The sequence below is a fragment of the Rhodococcoides trifolii genome, from assembly GCF_014635345.1.
In the GTDB taxonomy this organism is placed as follows: Bacteria; Actinomycetota; Actinomycetes; order Mycobacteriales; family Mycobacteriaceae; genus Rhodococcoides; species Rhodococcoides trifolii.
The window spans coordinates 921,811-937,406 of the sequence record NZ_BMCU01000002.1; the positions used below are offsets into that span (position 1 = coordinate 921,811).

Annotated in this window: 13 protein-coding genes and 1 pseudogene; 6 read left to right on the forward strand and 8 right to left on the reverse strand. The window is 66.8% G+C overall.

The genetic code is table 11. From position 1 onward, the window contains the following. The first annotated feature begins 58 nt into the window (after positions 1-58). Positions 59-2,734: a bifunctional acetate--CoA ligase family protein/GNAT family N-acetyltransferase gene (locus IEW02_RS11560; protein ID WP_371829947.1), complete on the forward strand. Its 2,676-nt coding sequence runs from the start codon at positions 59-61 to the stop codon at positions 2,732-2,734. A gap of 24 nt (positions 2,735-2,758) precedes the next feature. Here the strand turns inward: IEW02_RS11560 and IEW02_RS11565 are convergent, their stop codons facing one another. From IEW02_RS11565 to IEW02_RS11575, 3 genes and pseudogenes are all read right to left on the reverse strand, one after another. Further along, entirely contained in the window at positions 2,759-3,727 is a 969-nt protein-coding gene (locus IEW02_RS11565; RefSeq protein WP_188544915.1) for a sigma-70 family RNA polymerase sigma factor, read from the reverse strand. A gap of 159 nt (positions 3,728-3,886) precedes the next feature. After that, complete coding sequence (locus tag IEW02_RS11570) at positions 3,887-5,383, reverse strand: DUF7782 domain-containing protein (protein ID WP_188544916.1); 1,497 nt, start codon at positions 5,381-5,383, stop codon at positions 3,887-3,889. A gap of 190 nt (positions 5,384-5,573) precedes the next feature. Further along, a pseudogene (locus tag IEW02_RS11575) lies at positions 5,574-5,924 on the reverse strand (DUF3099 domain-containing protein); the annotation flags it as partial. 147 nt (positions 5,925-6,071) lie between these two features. On the opposite strand from IEW02_RS11575, the gene IEW02_RS11580 reads away from it, so the two are divergent. Then, positions 6,072-6,308 (forward strand): DUF3039 domain-containing protein, encoded by a 237-nt coding sequence (locus IEW02_RS11580; protein ID WP_188544918.1) that lies wholly within the window; start codon positions 6,072-6,074, stop codon positions 6,306-6,308. Here IEW02_RS11580 and IEW02_RS11585 read toward each other — a convergent pair. After that, entirely contained in the window at positions 6,281-7,366 is a 1,086-nt protein-coding gene (locus IEW02_RS11585) for a YihY/virulence factor BrkB family protein (RefSeq protein WP_188544919.1), read from the reverse strand. The two genes, IEW02_RS11580 and IEW02_RS11585, sit on opposite strands and share 28 nt — an antisense overlap. A gap of 196 nt (positions 7,367-7,562) precedes the next feature. On the opposite strand from IEW02_RS11585, the gene IEW02_RS11590 reads away from it, so the two are divergent. After that, positions 7,563-9,308 (forward strand): DEAD/DEAH box helicase, encoded by a 1,746-nt coding sequence (locus IEW02_RS11590; RefSeq protein ID WP_188544920.1) that lies wholly within the window; start codon positions 7,563-7,565, stop codon positions 9,306-9,308. Positions 9,309-9,419: 111 nt separating this feature from the next. Here IEW02_RS11590 and IEW02_RS11595 read toward each other — a convergent pair whose 3' ends face one another. Then, positions 9,420-9,620, reverse strand: coding sequence for a DUF7455 domain-containing protein (locus IEW02_RS11595; RefSeq protein ID WP_188544921.1), 201 nt, complete (start codon positions 9,618-9,620; stop codon positions 9,420-9,422). 213 nt (positions 9,621-9,833) lie between these two features. Between IEW02_RS11595 and IEW02_RS11600 the strand changes: the two genes are divergently transcribed. Further along, positions 9,834-10,754 carry an EamA family transporter gene (locus IEW02_RS11600; RefSeq protein WP_188544922.1) on the forward strand — a complete coding sequence of 307 codons (921 nt, stop codon included), beginning with the start codon at positions 9,834-9,836 and terminating at the stop codon, positions 10,752-10,754. A gap of 44 nt (positions 10,755-10,798) precedes the next feature. Beyond that, positions 10,799-11,170 (forward strand): DUF952 domain-containing protein, encoded by a 372-nt coding sequence (locus IEW02_RS11605; RefSeq protein WP_188544923.1) that lies wholly within the window; start codon positions 10,799-10,801, stop codon positions 11,168-11,170. Positions 11,171-11,226: 56 nt separating this feature from the next. On the opposite strand, the gene IEW02_RS11610 is transcribed toward IEW02_RS11605, so the two are convergent. Continuing rightward, positions 11,227-12,561 (reverse strand): RNA polymerase sigma factor, encoded by a 1,335-nt coding sequence (locus IEW02_RS11610; RefSeq protein ID WP_188544924.1) that lies wholly within the window; start codon positions 12,559-12,561, stop codon positions 11,227-11,229. 167 nt (positions 12,562-12,728) lie between these two features. Further along, positions 12,729-13,538 (reverse strand): polyphosphate--glucose phosphotransferase, encoded by an 810-nt coding sequence (ppgK, locus tag IEW02_RS11615; RefSeq protein WP_188544925.1) that lies wholly within the window; start codon positions 13,536-13,538, stop codon positions 12,729-12,731. A gap of 75 nt (positions 13,539-13,613) precedes the next feature. Between ppgK and IEW02_RS11620 the strand changes: the two genes are divergently transcribed. After that, positions 13,614-14,510: an inositol monophosphatase family protein gene (locus IEW02_RS11620; protein WP_188544926.1), complete on the forward strand. Its 897-nt coding sequence runs from the start codon at positions 13,614-13,616 to the stop codon at positions 14,508-14,510. 3 nt (positions 14,511-14,513) lie between these two features. On the opposite strand, the gene cei is transcribed toward IEW02_RS11620, so the two are convergent. Then, positions 14,514-15,197, reverse strand: coding sequence for an envelope integrity protein Cei (gene cei, locus IEW02_RS11625; RefSeq protein ID WP_188544927.1), 684 nt, complete (start codon positions 15,195-15,197; stop codon positions 14,514-14,516). Positions 15,198-15,596: the final 399 nt, after the last annotated feature.

The window sequence follows — 15,596 nt, forward strand, 5'->3', positions numbered from 1 at the left end:
CTCGATCGATAGTTCCCGACCGGCGTCCGGCGAACTCACGTCCAAAGACCGCGAGCGCCTGCAGGCGGAGAACTTCCCGAAGCACTGGGCCGCTGACGTGCTGGCCTCCGACGGTCGAGCGGTGCGGCTGCGTCCCATCGTCCCCTCCGACGCCGACGCGCTCGTCGACTTCCACTCGAAGCTCTCCGAGCGCACGCGCTACCTGCGCTATTTCGGTCCGTATCCCACGATGCCGCAGCGCGACGTCCTCAACTTCACCACGGTGGACCACTCGAGCAGGGTGGCGTTCGTGGCCACCCTCGGCGACGAGATCATCGCGGTCGGGCGCTACGAACGGTTGCCCGCCGACGCTGCGGGCCAGAACGGCAATGCGAGCCACGACGGCAATTCCGCGGAGGTGGCCTTCGTGGTCGCGGATGCGCACCAAGGTCGCGGACTGGGACCGATACTGCTCGAGCACCTGGCCGGCGCCGCCGCGGAGAACGGAGTGACCAGGTTCATCGCCGAGGTTCTCGCGGAGAACCGCAACATGGTCACCGTGTTTCGTCAGGCCGGGTACCAGGTCAGCCGTAGTTACGACGGCGGAGTGCTCAGTCTCGATTTCGACATCGACCCGACCGACGCCCTGGTCACCGTTCGCAATTCACGCGAACGGGCCGCCGAGGCTCGCAGTGTGCGCAACGTTCTGCGCCCGCGATCGGTTGCGGTGATCGGTGCGTCGACCGATCCGGCGAAGGTCGGCAACGCGGTGCTGACGAACCTGCTCCGCGCGTCGTTCACCGGTCCGGTGTACCCGGTCAACGCCGAGCACACCTCGGTGCGCGGCGTCCGCGCCTACGCGACGGTCAGTGACATTCCCGACGAGGTCGATCTGGCCATCGCCGCGGTTCCGGCCGAGGCGATCGACGCGGTTCTCGACGACTGTCTCGCCAAAGGTGTGCGCGCACTCGTCGTCGTGTCCTCGGGGTTCGGTGAGACGGGGGAGGACGGTCGATCCAACGAACGTCGACTGGTCCACGCCGCACGGGCGCACGGCATGCGTCTGGTGGGACCGAACGCGCTCGGTGTCGCCAACCTCGATCCCGAGATCTCGCTCAACGCCACGCTCGCAACGGAATTGCCCGGACGCGGCCGGGTGGGCTTCTTCTGCCAGTCCGGTGCGCTGGGCATCGCGATTCTGGCCCAGGCGTCGAAGCGCCGATTGGGGCTCTCGACCTTCGTCTCGGCAGGCAACCGCGCGGATCTGTCGGGCAACGACCTGCTGCAGTACTGGGACCAGGACGAGAGCACGGAGGTGGTGCTGCTCTACCTCGAGAGTTTCGGCAACGCGCGCAAGTTCTGGCGAATCGCTCGACGGGTGGCCCGGAACAAACCGATCGTGGCCGTGAAGAGTGGGCGCGGAGCGGTTCCCCCGGCGCTCGCGACGGGAACCGACATCGACGACTCCATCGTTCGTGCCCTGTTCGAGCAGGCCGGGGTGATCCAAGTCGAGTCCATTTCCGAACTGTTCGACTGCGCCATCCTGCTCGGGTACCAACCGCTCCCTGCCGGCCCGCGAGTAGCGGTGGTCGGCAACTCCACGGCGCTCGGCGTACTCGCGGCAGACGGCGCCAACGCACGTGGCTTGCGATCGGGCGCTCCGGTCGACGTCGGCGCGGCGGCATCACCGTCGGAGTTCGCCGGCGCGATCAGCGTGGCGTTGGCGTCCGCCGACGTCGACGCGGTGGTCGCCGTGTTCGTCCCGCCGGTCACCCTGAAGGTGGAGGCGTACGCGCAGGCTCTCGTCGACGTCGTGCGAGGCGCGACGAAGCCGATCGTGACGACGTTCCTCGCCGCCGAGGGCATCCCGGAGGTCCTGGCGAATCTAGGCGACGACGGAAGCCCGGCTCGCGGTTCGGTCCCCTCGTACCCCGATCCCGACCGTGCCGTGAACGCTCTCGCCAAGGCGTGGCGCTACGCGGCGTGGCTGAGCGGTCCACCGGACAACGTCGTTCGACCCGCGGACATCGACACCGCCCGCGCGCGATCGTTGGTCGCGGGGTGGCATGCGGCCAGCCCGAACGGTCGCTGGTTGTCGGACTTCGAAACGGCCCAGTTGCTCGAGTGCTACGGACTACCCGTGGCCGCATTCCGAGGAGTGACTTCCGAGAAGGAGGCAGTCGACGCAGCGGAGGAGTTGGGCTACCCGGTGGCCGTCAAGGCAATGGGTGAGCAGTGGAGGCATCGTCCTGACCTCGGTGGGGTACGACTTGATGTCGTGGGCGGCGACGCCGTAGCCCGCGCCTACCGCGATCTGTCCGCGGTGTCGGGTGCTCCGTTGGTCCAGGTGCAGAAAATGGCCACCAAGGGCATCGGCTGCGTGATCAGGGTGCAGGACGACGTCTCGTTCGGTTCGCTGATCTCGTTCGGGTTGTCCGGAATCATCTCGGACCTGTTGGGTGACAGAGCATTTCGAGTTCTTCCGCTCACCGAGCAGGAAGCGGTTTCGCTGATCGACGCGCCGAAAGCCGCGCCTCTGCTCAGCGGATACCGAACGGCGGAACCGGTGAACAAGAATGCGCTCGTCGACTTCGTTCAGCGCGTCTCGGCCATCTCGGAGGATCTCCCGGAGCTGCGCGAGTTGGTGTGCGACCCGGTCCTGGCGTCGTCGTCGGGTGCCGCGATAACGGACGCCAAAATGCGAATCGGCGCGGTCCCGACCAAGATCGATCTGGGACCGCGCCGATTGCGCTGATGTTCGGTCAGCTGGGAGTTTCGGTCAGCTGGCGTACGAGCGGAGGCGCTCGGCGCGATCGCCCTGGCGCAGTTTGCCCATGACCTCGCGCTCGATCTGGCGGACTCGCTCACGCGACAAGCCGAAAAGCTTGCCGATCTGATCGAGGGTGCGCGGCTGCCCGTCGTCCAGGCCGTACCGCAGACGGATGACCTGCTGCTCGCGCTCGTCGAGCGTGGCCAGCACGCTGCGCACGTCGGTGTGCAGCAGACCCGCGATCACTGCGTTCTCGGCAGAGGTGGCCTCGGAATCTTCGATGAAGTCGCCGAGCGGTGCCTCCTCGTCGCTACCCACCGGCATGTCGAGGCTGACCGGGTCACGACTGTGATCGAGCAGGTCGGCGATCTTCTCGACCGGGATACCCGACTCCTCGGCCAACTCGTCGTCCGTCGCCTCGCGGCCGAGCTGCTGATGCAGTTCACGCTTGATGCGCGCCAGCTTGTTCACCTGCTCGACGAGGTGGACGGGCAGCCGGATGGTGCGTGACTGATCCGCCATGCCGCGAGTGATGGCCTGACGGATCCACCAGGTCGCGTACGTCGAGAACTTGAAGCCCTTGGCGTAGTCGAACTTCTCCATCGCGCGGATCAATCCGAGGTTGCCCTCCTGGATGAGGTCGAGCAGCGGCATTCCACGTCCGGTGTACCGCTTCGCGAGCGACACCACCAGTCGTAGGTTCGCTTCGAGAAGGTGAGCGCGCGCCGCCCGCCCCTCGCGGACCACGATCGCCAGATCGCGCTTCTTGGTGGGAGACAGTCGCTTTCCGGTCTCGAGGATGTGCGTGGCGTACAGGCCCGTCTCGATGCGCTTGGCCAGGTCGACCTCTTCGAGGGCGGTGAGCAGCGCGGTCCGGCCGATCCCGTTGAGGTACACGCGCACCAGGTCGGCGGCCGGACTCTGGGCATCCAGATCGGCGTCGGTGGGACGGGGGCGGACTGTGGTGGGGCTGGTCATGACGTGCCTCCTGCTCGGTGGTGTCTCACTGGGTTCAACGCCCGGACACGCTGTAAAAGTTCCCCCGAGGCACACGCCGCAAACCCATGTGAGCTGGGGTTTTGCCCTTTCACGTCTGAGAAGTTGCTGAGAACACTTTCCCGTCGGAACGCACCGGTCTCAGCCCGGCGTGATCAGTCCGTGCAGAAGCAATGCGGTGAGCAGTTCCTCGGCGCCCTCGCCGAGATCGTCCGGGTCGACACCGTGCGCTGCGGCCAGCAGAGAGACCAACTCGCCGGCCGGAAGACCGTCGTGGCGCAACCCGGCCAGCAGAGCTGCACCCAGTTCGTCGATCTCGTGCGACCACTGCGGGCCGTTGCCGCGGTGCACGCGCGTCACGACGCGTGACCAGCCCTCACCGGAGGGCAGCGACACCTCTTCCAATGCGGTCGCCGGATCCAGTGCGAACGTCGATGCGAGAACGTCGTGTTCACGCACCCAATCCAGTCGGTCGAACCAGGCGGGCGCCTCGGGCCCGAGCGGATCGTCGAAGCCGTGGGAGAGGTCTTCGGCCACGACCTGAGTGGGCCGATCGGTCCGCCTCAGGTACACCACACCGAAACCGACACCGGTCACGTCCGCTTGCTCCAGACGGTCGAGCCATGCTTCCGCTTGGGCGCCCGACGCGGGGGAGCGCAGGTCCACGCCGCCGTCCCTCATCCACGTCCCCACGTACAGGGCCGGGTCCGCGACGTCGCGTTGCAGAATCCAGGCGTCCACCCCGTGATCGGGCAACCACGACGCCACCCTCGATTGCCAGTCCTCGCCGTCGACGTGCAACCACGCTGCGAGAAGCGTTGCAAGGCCGCCGTGTTCGAGATGACCCGGTGCAGTGGAGATCACCAAGGCACTGGCACCGTCGAGATCCAGCCCGGAATCGCGGTAGCTGTGCTGTACCTGCGCCGGCCCGACAACGAACGGGGGATTGGCGACCACGCGCTCGAACGTTCGGCCGACGACCGGTTCGAACCACGAACCGCGAAGGAGTTCGAACTCGAGTCCGTTCAGGGCGGCGGTCATCGCGGCCAGGGTCATGGACCGCTCGCTCACATCGGTTCCGGTCACGTGCGACCCGTACGCGGCGGCATGCACCGCCTGCACGCCGCAACCGATGCCGAGGTCGAGAACCGATGCGACCGGGTCGGTGGGCGTGGCACGAATCAACGACAGAGACGCTTGCCCGACGCCCAACACGTGGTCGGATCCGATGTCGAGGGCGCGGGTGCTGCCGTCGATGTCGGACACGACCCACCTGTTTCCGTTGCCGAAATCGACCGGACGTACGTCCAAGGCCGCGCGGGCAACGTCGCCTTCGACCGCGACGAGGCCGGATCGGGCGGCGTCGGACAGCGACACCGGCGCGAGTGCCGCCTCGACCGCAGTGGCGGGCAGATCGTCTGCCAGCAGGAAGAGGCGGATCAACGTGCCGAGCTCGCCCGCGGAAACGCACGCACGGCGCACCGGCACGGGTTCGGCGCGTCCCAGCGCGGCATGGACGTCGTCACCCAACAGGGCGAGCACCGAGTCGGCGTCGTACGAGCAGCGCAGAAACGACGCGCGGAGGGAAGGGCAGAGGGCGAGGAGGGCGGCACGGTCGACGGGCGGAGAGTCGGTCACCGTCGAATTGTGTCAGCCGCGTCGGCGCACCCCGGACGGGTCAGCTACTGCTGGGGAAGTTGTCGGCGAGAAAGTCCTCGCCGGTGTACGGCTTGGGCGCCTTCTGCTTGGGCTGGCGCGGTGCGGACGCCGTCGGGGCTGCCACCTTGGTCGTCAGTGCCGGGCGGTCGTCGATGATCTCGGCGCCGTCGTCCACCACGGGGTGCGGCCGAGCCTCGAGGGCCGTGGAATCCTGCGCGCGGTAGTAGTAGCGCGACGGCTCGTCGGCTGTGCGCGGCGGGCGGTCGTTAGCGATCAACACGGCCATCCACGGGAGTGGGATGGAAATCCCGATGATGGCCATCGCGATCCACGGGTTGGCCCAGATGCTGTACGAGATCGCCGCGAGGACGAGCGCCGGGATGCGGACGGACATGATGGTGAGGTATTTCTTCACCCGCGCCCGGTGCTGTTCCTCGACGGACGAGTGAGCTTCGGTGATGCGGATGGCCTCGCGAGGAGAATCGTCTCCGGAGGTCTGTACCTTCGCGTTGCGTGCCATGACTCCACTCTGTCACTGTCGTCCGTAGTACGCACACGTCCGTACGTCACATGGGGAAAACCAGTCCGAACAGGGGATCCGTGACGAATAAAGGCTTTTCGGCAACTGGTCTTCTCGCCCCGCGCCGCGGTGCTTCATAATTGTGTCATGAGTACTCAGACCAAGGAACGCCCCGACGTCACCACCGAAGAGACCACCGACGACGACACACCCAAGTTCTTCCATTACGTCAAGAAGAACAAGATCGCGGAGTCGGCCGTCATGGGCACGCACGTGGTCGCTCTGTGCGGTGAGGTCTTCCCCGTCACTAAGTCGGCGAAGCCGGGATCGCCGGTCTGCCCCGACTGCAAGAAGGTCTACGAGGGCTTGCGCAAGGGCGACTGAGGTTCGTCCCGGTCGGCCGCCGTGGTACGGCGTGAGCGGTCGATCCGAATCGGTCCGGTGGCGAGCTTGGTCAGGGCTCCGACGGTGCCGCTGGGCTGCTCGCCGTCCTGGGCCGCTCTCTCCACGATCCACTCCTTGACCTGGTCGATGCGGGTGGCCCGAGCGGGCCAGGTCTCCTGGATCGTGGCGTTGAATTCGGCGCCGAGCACGACGGCGAAGCCGAGGAAGAACGTGAACAGCAGAAACGCGATGGGCGACGCGAGTGCGCCGTACGTGTAGCCGGTGCTGGTCACCCAGGACAGGTAGAAGCGCAGCACCGCACTGGCGACGACGAAGAACACGGCCGCCAACAGCGCCCCTCCGAGCAGTCGATGCCACGGCAACGACGTGTGCAGCGCCACCTTGTACAGGGTGGTCAGACCGATGATCAGCAGCAGCGCCACGCCGGGGTAGTAGAAGACGTCGAGCGCTTCCGAACCCGCCTCGTACCACGCGGTGGGTAGGGCGCGACCGATCAGCGTGGGGCCCAGCGCCACGATGGGCAACACGAACACCGCGACAACGAGAAACATCACGTAGAGCAACAACGCGAAGATGCGCTGCCACACCGGGTTTCGAGCGTCCTGCTGACCGTGCGCCTTCACGATCGCATCCACGAAGGTGGAGATGGCGGACGAGCCCGCCCACAGCGAGAGCAGGAACCCGAACGAGACGACTTCGCCGGCGCTGTTCTGCAGGACGTCCTGCACCGTGGGGGCGATGATCTCGTTCACCACGCTGTCGCTGAACGTGGTCCCGGCGAAGGTGACGATCTTGGATTCGATGATGGTCAGCGTGTCCGGCCCGAACCACCCACCGACGTATCCGAGGCTGCCGAGCAGGCCCAGAAGGAGCGGGGGCAGCGACAACGTCTGCCAGAAGGCGGCGGCGGCGGATTCGCTGAAGATCGAATCGTCCCAGGCTTTGCTCGCCGTCCGGCCGATCACGTGGAGGCCGGTGCGCAGGGGACCCCGACGAGGGGAGTCGCCGTCCGGTCCGGCCTGCGCGTCGTCGGTCATTCGTCCAGCATTGCCTACCACCGCCATCGCTGCTCGTCACACCCACACGACGCGCCGATCGTCTTGCTCCTCACACCGCCGACGGGGTCGTTCGATGCAAGGCCTGTCGGCTTCGGGCGCTAGGCTCTCCTGCGGACCAAGACAGTTACACCAGCAGTGAACGGGAGTGCGATGTCAGCGTGGGCGAGGTGTGCTCATGAGTGCTGAGACCGGCGAAAGCTCGACCACCGCAACACTATCGGCGTCGGGTCAGCCCCTTCGTGCATGGCAGCGACGAGCACTGACGAAGTACTTGACCACAGGTCCGAAGGACTTCTTGGCCGTCGCCACACCCGGCGCCGGCAAGACCACGTTCGCGCTGCGCATCGCGTCGGAACTGCTCGCGGATCGAACGGTGGATCAGATCACCGTCGTCGCTCCCACCGAGCACCTCAAGCACCAGTGGGCGGAATCTGCGGCGCGAGTCGGACTGGCGCTGGACTCGCGGTTCTCCAACAGCACCGGCCAGACGTCGAGCGACTTCCACGGCATCGTGGTCACCTACGCGCAGGTGGCATCACACCCGGCCCGGCACCGCGTGCGTACCGAGGCGCGGCGCACGCTGGTCATCCTCGACGAGATCCACCACGGCGGCGACGCGAAGAGCTGGGGAGAAGGAATCCGCGAGGCGTACAGCGACGCCACCCGTCGGCTCGCCTTGACCGGCACACCGTTCCGCAGCGACGACAGCCCCATTCCGTTCGTCACCTACGAGCCCGACAAAGAGGGGCTGCCGCGCTCCAAGCCGGACCACAGCTACGGATATTCCGAGGCGTTGGCGGACGGTGTGGTTCGTCCCGTGGTCTTCCTGGCATATTCCGGCGAGGCTCGGTGGCGTGACAGCGCGGGCGAGGAGTTCTCAGCGCGTCTGGGAGAGCCGCTGAGTGCAGAACAGACCGCCCGTGCGTGGCGTACTGCTCTCGACCCGTCCGGGGACTGGATTCCCGCGGTGCTCACGGCGGCCATCACTCGGCTGCATCAACTCCGGGCGGGCGGCATCGCCGACGCCGGGGGGCTCGTCATTGCCTCCGATCAGACGACTGCGCGGGCGTACGCCAAGATTCTCGAAGTCCTGACGGGGGAGACCCCGACCCTCGTGCTGTCGGACGAGCCGTCCTCGTCGTCACTGATCGCCGAATTCGGAGCCGGAACATCCGCCTGGATGGTGGCGGTGCGCATGGTGTCCGAAGGCGTCGACGTTCCCCGGCTCGCCGTGGGTGTCTACGCGACCAGCGCGTCCACCCCGCTGTACTTCGCGCAGGCCATCGGACGCTTCGTGCGGTCCAGGCGGCCGGGGGAGACCGCGAGCGTGTTCCTGCCGTCGGTGCCCGTTCTGCTCGATCTCGCCAGCCAGCTCGAGGCGCAGCGCGATCACGTGATCGGCAAGCCGCATCGCGAGAAGGACGGTCTGGACGACGACCTGCTGATCGACGCCAACAAGGCCAAGGACGAGCCGGGCGACGAAGAAAAGGCGTTCACGTCGCTCGGTGCCGACGCCGAGTTGGACCAGGTGATCTACGACGGTTCCTCGTTCGGGACGGCCACCTTCTCGGGCAGCGACGCCGAGGCCGACTACCTGGGGCTGCCCGGTCTGCTCGACGGCGAGCAGATGCGCGCGCTACTGCGTAAGCGGCAGCAAGAGCAAATCGACGCTCCGTCGGCCGTCGTCGTGCCGGCTACGGCCGAACGTCCGGCCGCAGTGGCCGAGCGCGCTGGGACGGCGGGGCAGTTGGCGTCGCTGCGGCGAGAACTGAACGGTCTCGTCGCGATGCACCATCACCGCACGGGCAAGGCCCACGGCATCATCCACGGGGAGCTGCGCCGGACGTGTGGCGGTCCGCCCACGGCCATCGCCACCGCGGATCAGCTGACCGAGCGCATCGCTGCACTACGCAAGTGGTGAATGGTGAGGGAAACATGGTGAGAAACGACAACGCGGGCGATCACCGTGGTGATCGCCCGCGTCGAGAGTCGCTGTTGTCGGAGTCTGCCAGTTGTTCAAGCAAGCTCGGAATCAAGCTACTGCGTCTGCATCCGCATCCACGACGATCGTCGCGTTCATCTGCTGCAGTCGATCCTGGTGCTCGTTCGCGTGGTGACGGCAGAAGAGCAACTCGCCGCCGCTTTCGAGGACGGCACGAACTCGTGCTCCAGCGCCACAACGGTCACAACGATCCGCAGCGCTCAACGTCGTTTCGGTCAACAATCCGGGCATGACTCCTCCGTACTGGCTCGCGGTTTCGAGGCGAGAGCCTGGGGCCGGTCCGCCGCGTCGGTCCGACGCGGTTCCTTCACTCTTACAGACGTTCGGGCTTCATGCGTTGTTCCCACGCCCGTATCCGTGTGTTGTCACTAACACGAAACACACTGGTGCCGAGGCCAAGCCGATTTCCTCGTTCGCCACCGGTGAACAGGACAGGAGCACGCGATGACCGGTGTCGAGCGACCTCGCGACGTCACCGCCACGTTGCCCGCCTGGCTCATCCCCTTCGTGTTCGTCGTCGGAGGGGTGTTCCAGTACCTCGGGGCAGCCATCGGAGTGTTTCTGTTCGACACCACCGAGCCTGCCGCAGTGGCATGGCTTCGCGCGGCGGGCGCAGCAGTGGTGCTGCTGGCATGGAGGCGCCCGTTCGGCGCCGGCCGCCGCTGGACCCGGCGCTCGTTGGTCGTCGCAGGCGGCTTCGGCGTGGTCACCGTCGGGATGAACCTGGTCTTCTACGAGGCGATCGCGAGAATCCCGCTCGGTACCGCGGTAGCGATCGAGTTCGTCGGCCCGGTCGCGGTGGCGGCGGTGGGGTCTCGCCGCGGTCGGGACGTCGCCGCACTGCTCTTGGTCGCTGCGGGTGTCGTGTGCGTCGCGGGCGCGACCTTCGACGGGGACACCTTCGATGGGAGCGGGATCGTCGGCGTCGGGTTCGCCTTGGCGTCGGCCGCACTGTGGGCCGCCTACGTGGTCCTGGGCAAACGTGTCGCGGACCGAGGGGACGGATTGGACTCCCTGGCGGTCGGAGTCTCCATCGCGGCTGTGGTGCTCGCTCCGGTCGCGTTGTGGCCACAGTTCGAGGTCGGCGCGGGGGTTCTCCTCGATCCCGTCACCTGGATTCTCGGCATCGGGGTCGGCCTGCTGTCGAGCGTGATTCCGTACGCGCTCGACCAGGTCGTTCTCCGCCGGGTGGGGCGCGCCCGGTTCGCTCTTCTGCTCGCGCTGCTTCCCACCACCGCCACCGTCGTAGGCGTCGCCGTTCTGCGACAGGTGCCGACCGCTCTCGAAGTCGTCGGCATCGCGCTCGTCGTCGCCGCGGTGATTCTCGGCGGCACCGGGTTGCGCGGGCCTGTGCCACCGCCGTGAGCGTGATGCCACACTGGTGTGACCGAACGAACAGGATTTCGCTCATGACCGACACCTCAGCACCCCACGCAGCCCTCGTACACATCTGCACTCTCTCGGACTGGTTGGCCTGCAAGGGAACCGGCGAGCACCGGCCGCCGTCTCTGGACGAACACGGCTTCGTCCACCTGTCGACACCCGCACAGGTCCATCTGCCGGCCAACCGCATCTTCGCGGGCCGCAGGGATCTCGTGTTGCTTCGTCTCGACCCGTCACGGCTCGGGTCACCGGTGAAGTGGGAGCCGGGCGTACCCACCGACCCCGGCGGAATGCTGTTCCCCCACCTGTACGGGCCGCTGCCCGCGTCCGCCGTCACCGCCGTCGTCGATTACCGGCCCGATGAATCCGGCGTGTTCTCCGCCGCCGCAACGAACTGAGCCGGACCCACCCTCGGTGAGGGCGGGTCCGGCTCGATTCGGTGCGATCGGGCGATCTAGTCCAGGTAGTCGCGCAGGACCTGCGACCGGCTCGGGTGCCGCAACTTCGACATCGTCTTCGACTCGATCTGACGGATGCGCTCACGCGTCACCCCGTAGACCTGCCCGATCTCGTCGAGCGTGCGCGGCTGACCGTCGGTGAGGCCGAAGCGCAGGCGCACCACGCCCGCTTCGCGCTCGGACAGCGTCTCGAGCACGGACTGCAGCTGATCCTGAAGAAGTGTGAACGACACGGCGTCCACGGCCACGACGGCTTCGGAGTCCTCGATGAAGTCACCGAGCTGGCTGTCACCCTCGTCACCGATGGTCTGGTCCAACGAGATCGGCTCACGCGCGTACTGCTGGATCTCCAGCACCTTCTCCGGCGTGATGTCCATTTCCTTGGCCAGCTCTTCCGGTGTGGGCTCACGGCCCAAGTCCTGAAGAAGCTCGCGTTGGATGCGGCCGAGCTTGTTGATGACCTCGACCATGTGTACCGGGATACGGATCGTGCGGGCCTGATCGGCCATCGCACGGGTGATGGCCTGACGGATCCACCAGGTTGCGTAGGTCGAGAACTTGTAGCCCTTGGTGTAGTCGAACTTCTCCACGGCGCGGATGAGGCCGAGGTTGCCCTCCTGGATCAAGTCCAGGAACGCCATTCCGCGGCCGGTGTAGCGCTTGGCCAACGACACCACGAGGCGAAGGTTCGCCTCGAGGAGGTGGTTCTTGGCGCGGTTTCCGTCGCGGCAGATCCAGTTCATGTCACGGCGCTGCGCGACGGGGAGCTTGTCGCCCTTGTCGGCATGATCGGCCATGATCTGCGTGGCGTACAGGCCGGCTTCGATGCGCTTCGCCAGCTCGACCTCCTCCTCGGCGTTGAGGAGTGCGACCTTGCCGATCTGCTTGAGGTAGGCGCGAACCGAGTCGGCCGAGGCGGTGAGTTCGGCATCCTTGCGTGCTTGCCGCAGAGCCTCGGACTCTTCCTCGTCCCAGACGAAGTCGCCGGACGCCTTGTCCTCCGCGGTCGGCTCGGCCGCGGGCTCGTCCTCGGCTTCGTCACCTACGGCGACGACCTCGACGACATCGGTGCCCAGCTCGGCTTCGGGAGCCTCGAGTTCGGCGATGTCCGTCGGTCCGTCGTCGGCGGGTTCGTCCGTCGACGCGGTCGCGGGCGCTGCCTTCTTGGGCGCTGCCTTCTTGGCTGCGGCCTTGCGAGCCGGAGCCTTCTTGGCGGGCGCCTTCTTGGCGGGGGCCGGAGTCTCCGTGACGGTACCGACGATCTCGCTGCTGTCGGTTTCGCGGGTGTCAGTCTCGCGGTCTACGGTCTGACGGGTATCGGTGGCTGCCACGTACGCCCTTTCGTGACGGTGTCGTGCGGCGTCACGCCAGAGTGTTCTTCCGGCGGAGAGGTCAGTCGGTTTTCCCGGCTCGAAGCCGGGCGAAACCCATTGTAACGATGATTCGGGTGCATGAACCCATCGCGGCGCCGCGGCCTACCGCGCGTTGCCGCCCGGTGTCATGGTGCGAGGCCCGATTGGGCCGCCAGAGCAGCGCCTACGATGCCTGCCGTGTTCAGCAGAGTTGCCGCTTCGACAGGCGTTCGGTTCGTCAGATGGGGGATCCACTTGTCCGCCTTGCGGCTGATTCCGCCGCCGGCGATGAACAGGTCGGGCCAGAACAAGTCCTCGATACGGCTCAGAACGCGCGAGACCTCTTTGGACCACTCCTTGTAGGACAGATCCTTGTCCTCCTTCACCGACGACGCGGCGCGGTGCTCCGCCTCCTTGCCGTCGACCTCGAGGTGACCGAGTTCGGTGTTCGGCAGCAACACCCCGTTCTGAAGAATGGCGGAGCCGATACCGGTTCCGAAGGTGAGGAGGATGACCACGCCCTTGGTGTCCTTGCCGCCGCCGAACTTGTCCTCCGCGAGGCCCGCAGCATCGGCGTCGTTCAAGACGGTCACGTCGCGTCCGAGCAACTCACCGAACAGTTTCCCGGCGTCGGTGCCGATCCAGCCCTTGTCCACGTTCGCGGCAGTGCGTGCCACGTTTCCCGTCACGACGCACGGGAGGGTGATTCCGATCGAACCGGTCCACTCGAAATGGTCGACGATCTGTTTCACGGTGTCCGCGACGGCTTTCGGCGTGGACGGCTGCGGGGTTTCGATCTTGAAGCGCTCGCCGATCAGATCGCCGGTGGTCAGGTCGACGATGCCGCCCTTGACTCCGCTACCTCCGATGTCCACGCCGAACCCCTGCGTTCCGGCCACGTCGGCAGACGCGTTCGAGATCGAGATAGAGCCGGGCGACGAGACTGCTTCCGTCATGAGGTCCCCTTCAGGGTCGACAACAAACTCGCGACCACACTAGTTCGTTCGCGTAGCTGTCGCCGATGGACAAGGATGGTCGTCGTGACGAGACCTCGTTCCGAAGCAGAAGACCACGACCACTCGTCCGAAGATCCTGCCGTTCTCCGGCGTGTCGCCGTCGCGGTCGCCGAGGAAGCGAGCGAACACGTCCGGCGTCGGCGGCCCGAGGTCTTCGCCGATTCCGGTGCTCACGACGACGCTGTGCGCTCGAAGTCCACTCGGACCGATCCGGTGACGATCGTCGACACCGAGACCGAGAACCTGGTGCGAACGACGTTGGCCCGCTTACGCCCGCACGACGCAGTACTGGGCGAAGAGGAGGGCGGGGACGATGTTCCACCGGACGGGGTGAGGTGGGTCGTCGACCCCATCGACGGGACCGTCAACTTCCTCTACGGCATCCCTGTGTACTCGGTCTCCGTGGCCGCGCAGGTACGCGGAACGTCCGTTGCGGGCGCCGTCGTCGACGTCGTGGGGCGACGGACGTACTCCGCGCACGTCGGCGGGGGTGCACACGTGTCGGCCGACGGGAAGATACCGAAACCGTTGCGCGCCAATCCCGTCGACGACCTGGCCATGGCGCTGATGGCCACCGGATTCGGGTACGACGCCGCTCGGCGGCGAGAGCAGGGCCGCCTGATCGGTGAGTTGCTTCCTCGGGTTCGGGACGTTCGCCGAATCGGTTCTGCCGCACTCGATCTGTGCATGGTGGCGGCCGGCCTCGTCGACGCCCACTTCGAGCACGGACTCAGTCCGTGGGATTGGGCCGCGGGCAGTCTCGTCGCAGCCGAGGCCGGGGCAGTCGTGATCGTGCCGTCCGCGTCCTCTCGCAGCCACCACGGCGCAGTGACCGTGGCATGCGCACCGGGTATCGCGGACGAGTTCCATGCTCTGCTCGGCGAGATCGGCGGACTCGACCCGATCCCGTGACGATCAGCAGCGCGAGACGCGTGCTGCACCCAGAAGGTCGAGATCGAGCGGGGCCGGTTGTGCTCCCTGCGGGGTGTCCGCGAGCGAGCGCAGAACCTCCTGCGCATCGGGGTTCGGCTGCAGGTCCGCCACGGCGTACGTGCCGAGCGCCAGGTCGACGGTGTCGTCGGTCCGCCCGTCCTGAATCAGTTCGGAACACGGGGCCACGAGGGCCACGGTTTCCGCTGCCGCACGGCCGTTCTCGCCGAACCTGATCTGTCCCTGGCACTGCAGGTTCTGGTCGACGTACACGGGGTCGTTTCCGACCTGCACGTCCGGAGCGCTTGCGAACCCGAAGTCACTGAGTTGAGCGGCGATGTGGGCTGCCTGGCCACCCTGACCGTTCGCGTTGAACACCCGCACTCGCGTCGCGGACAGGGGAGCGGGCTGCACGTCCTGCAACGACGCAGGGTCCACCTCGGTTCCGAGCGGAGCCGGCGCGGGAGCGTTCGGATCGGACGACGGCTGGGGTGGGTTGCAGGACACCGCCGCCGTGGTCGCGTCGGTGGTGGTGAACACCTTGATCCACACGGCGCCGCCGAGAACGGCCAAGACCGCGAGAACCGCCACGATCGGGAGCACACGGCGCCGCCGGAACGGCTTGCCGTTGCGGTCGGTCGAGTGTCCCTCGGTAATCAAAGAAACCACGGTCGTCGAAGCCCTTCGTGTCGTCCTGTCGCCGCGCCGCATCGGGTGGACCGGTGGCGATCGGTGCTCACTCTAGTTCGGTGCCGACTCTCGGCCGCGGTGGTGGGCGCCGGACAGGCGGAACATTCCGGCCGGAGCCGGCGTTAGGGCCTGTGTCGAGTCGACACACGACACGCGCGAACGGCCCGGTTACCACTTCCGGAACGCAATCGGCTATCGTCTGGCGGCCCGGCCAGTCGGGAAACGGTGTCGAGCGGGCAGTTCTCCTGTTCGGCGCCGGGTCGAACGCAGGTTTGACCGGCGGTGATTCGGGCATTCGCGTGTGGTCTCGATCGTCGGATCATCCGTGATCGCATCGGCTGCGAATAGGTGGACGACAGAGAAGCCGAATCGAAAAAT

What these genes read in the sequence shown, in the direction of transcription:
- IEW02_RS11565 (WP_188544915.1), bottom strand. Translation starts at nt 3,727, where the DNA reads ATGACCAGCCCCACCACAGTCCGCCCCCGTCCCACCGACGCCGATCTG.
- IEW02_RS11580 (WP_188544918.1), top strand. Translation starts at nt 6,072, where the DNA reads ATGAGTACTCAGACCAAGGAACGCCCCGACGTCACCACCGAAGAGACC.
- IEW02_RS11585 (WP_188544919.1), bottom strand. Translation starts at nt 7,366, where the DNA reads ATGACCGACGACGCGCAGGCCGGACCGGACGGCGACTCCCCTCGTCGG.
- IEW02_RS11590 (WP_188544920.1), top strand. Translation starts at nt 7,563, where the DNA reads ATGAGTGCTGAGACCGGCGAAAGCTCGACCACCGCAACACTATCGGCG.
- IEW02_RS11595 (WP_188544921.1), bottom strand. Translation starts at nt 9,620, where the DNA reads ATGCCCGGATTGTTGACCGAAACGACGTTGAGCGCTGCGGATCGTTGT.
- IEW02_RS11600 (WP_188544922.1), top strand. Translation starts at nt 9,834, where the DNA reads ATGACCGGTGTCGAGCGACCTCGCGACGTCACCGCCACGTTGCCCGCC.
- IEW02_RS11605 (WP_188544923.1), top strand. Translation starts at nt 10,799, where the DNA reads ATGACCGACACCTCAGCACCCCACGCAGCCCTCGTACACATCTGCACT.
- ppgK (WP_188544925.1), bottom strand. Translation starts at nt 13,538, where the DNA reads ATGACGGAAGCAGTCTCGTCGCCCGGCTCTATCTCGATCTCGAACGCG.
- IEW02_RS11620 (WP_188544926.1), top strand. Translation starts at nt 13,614, where the DNA reads ATGGTCGTCGTGACGAGACCTCGTTCCGAAGCAGAAGACCACGACCAC.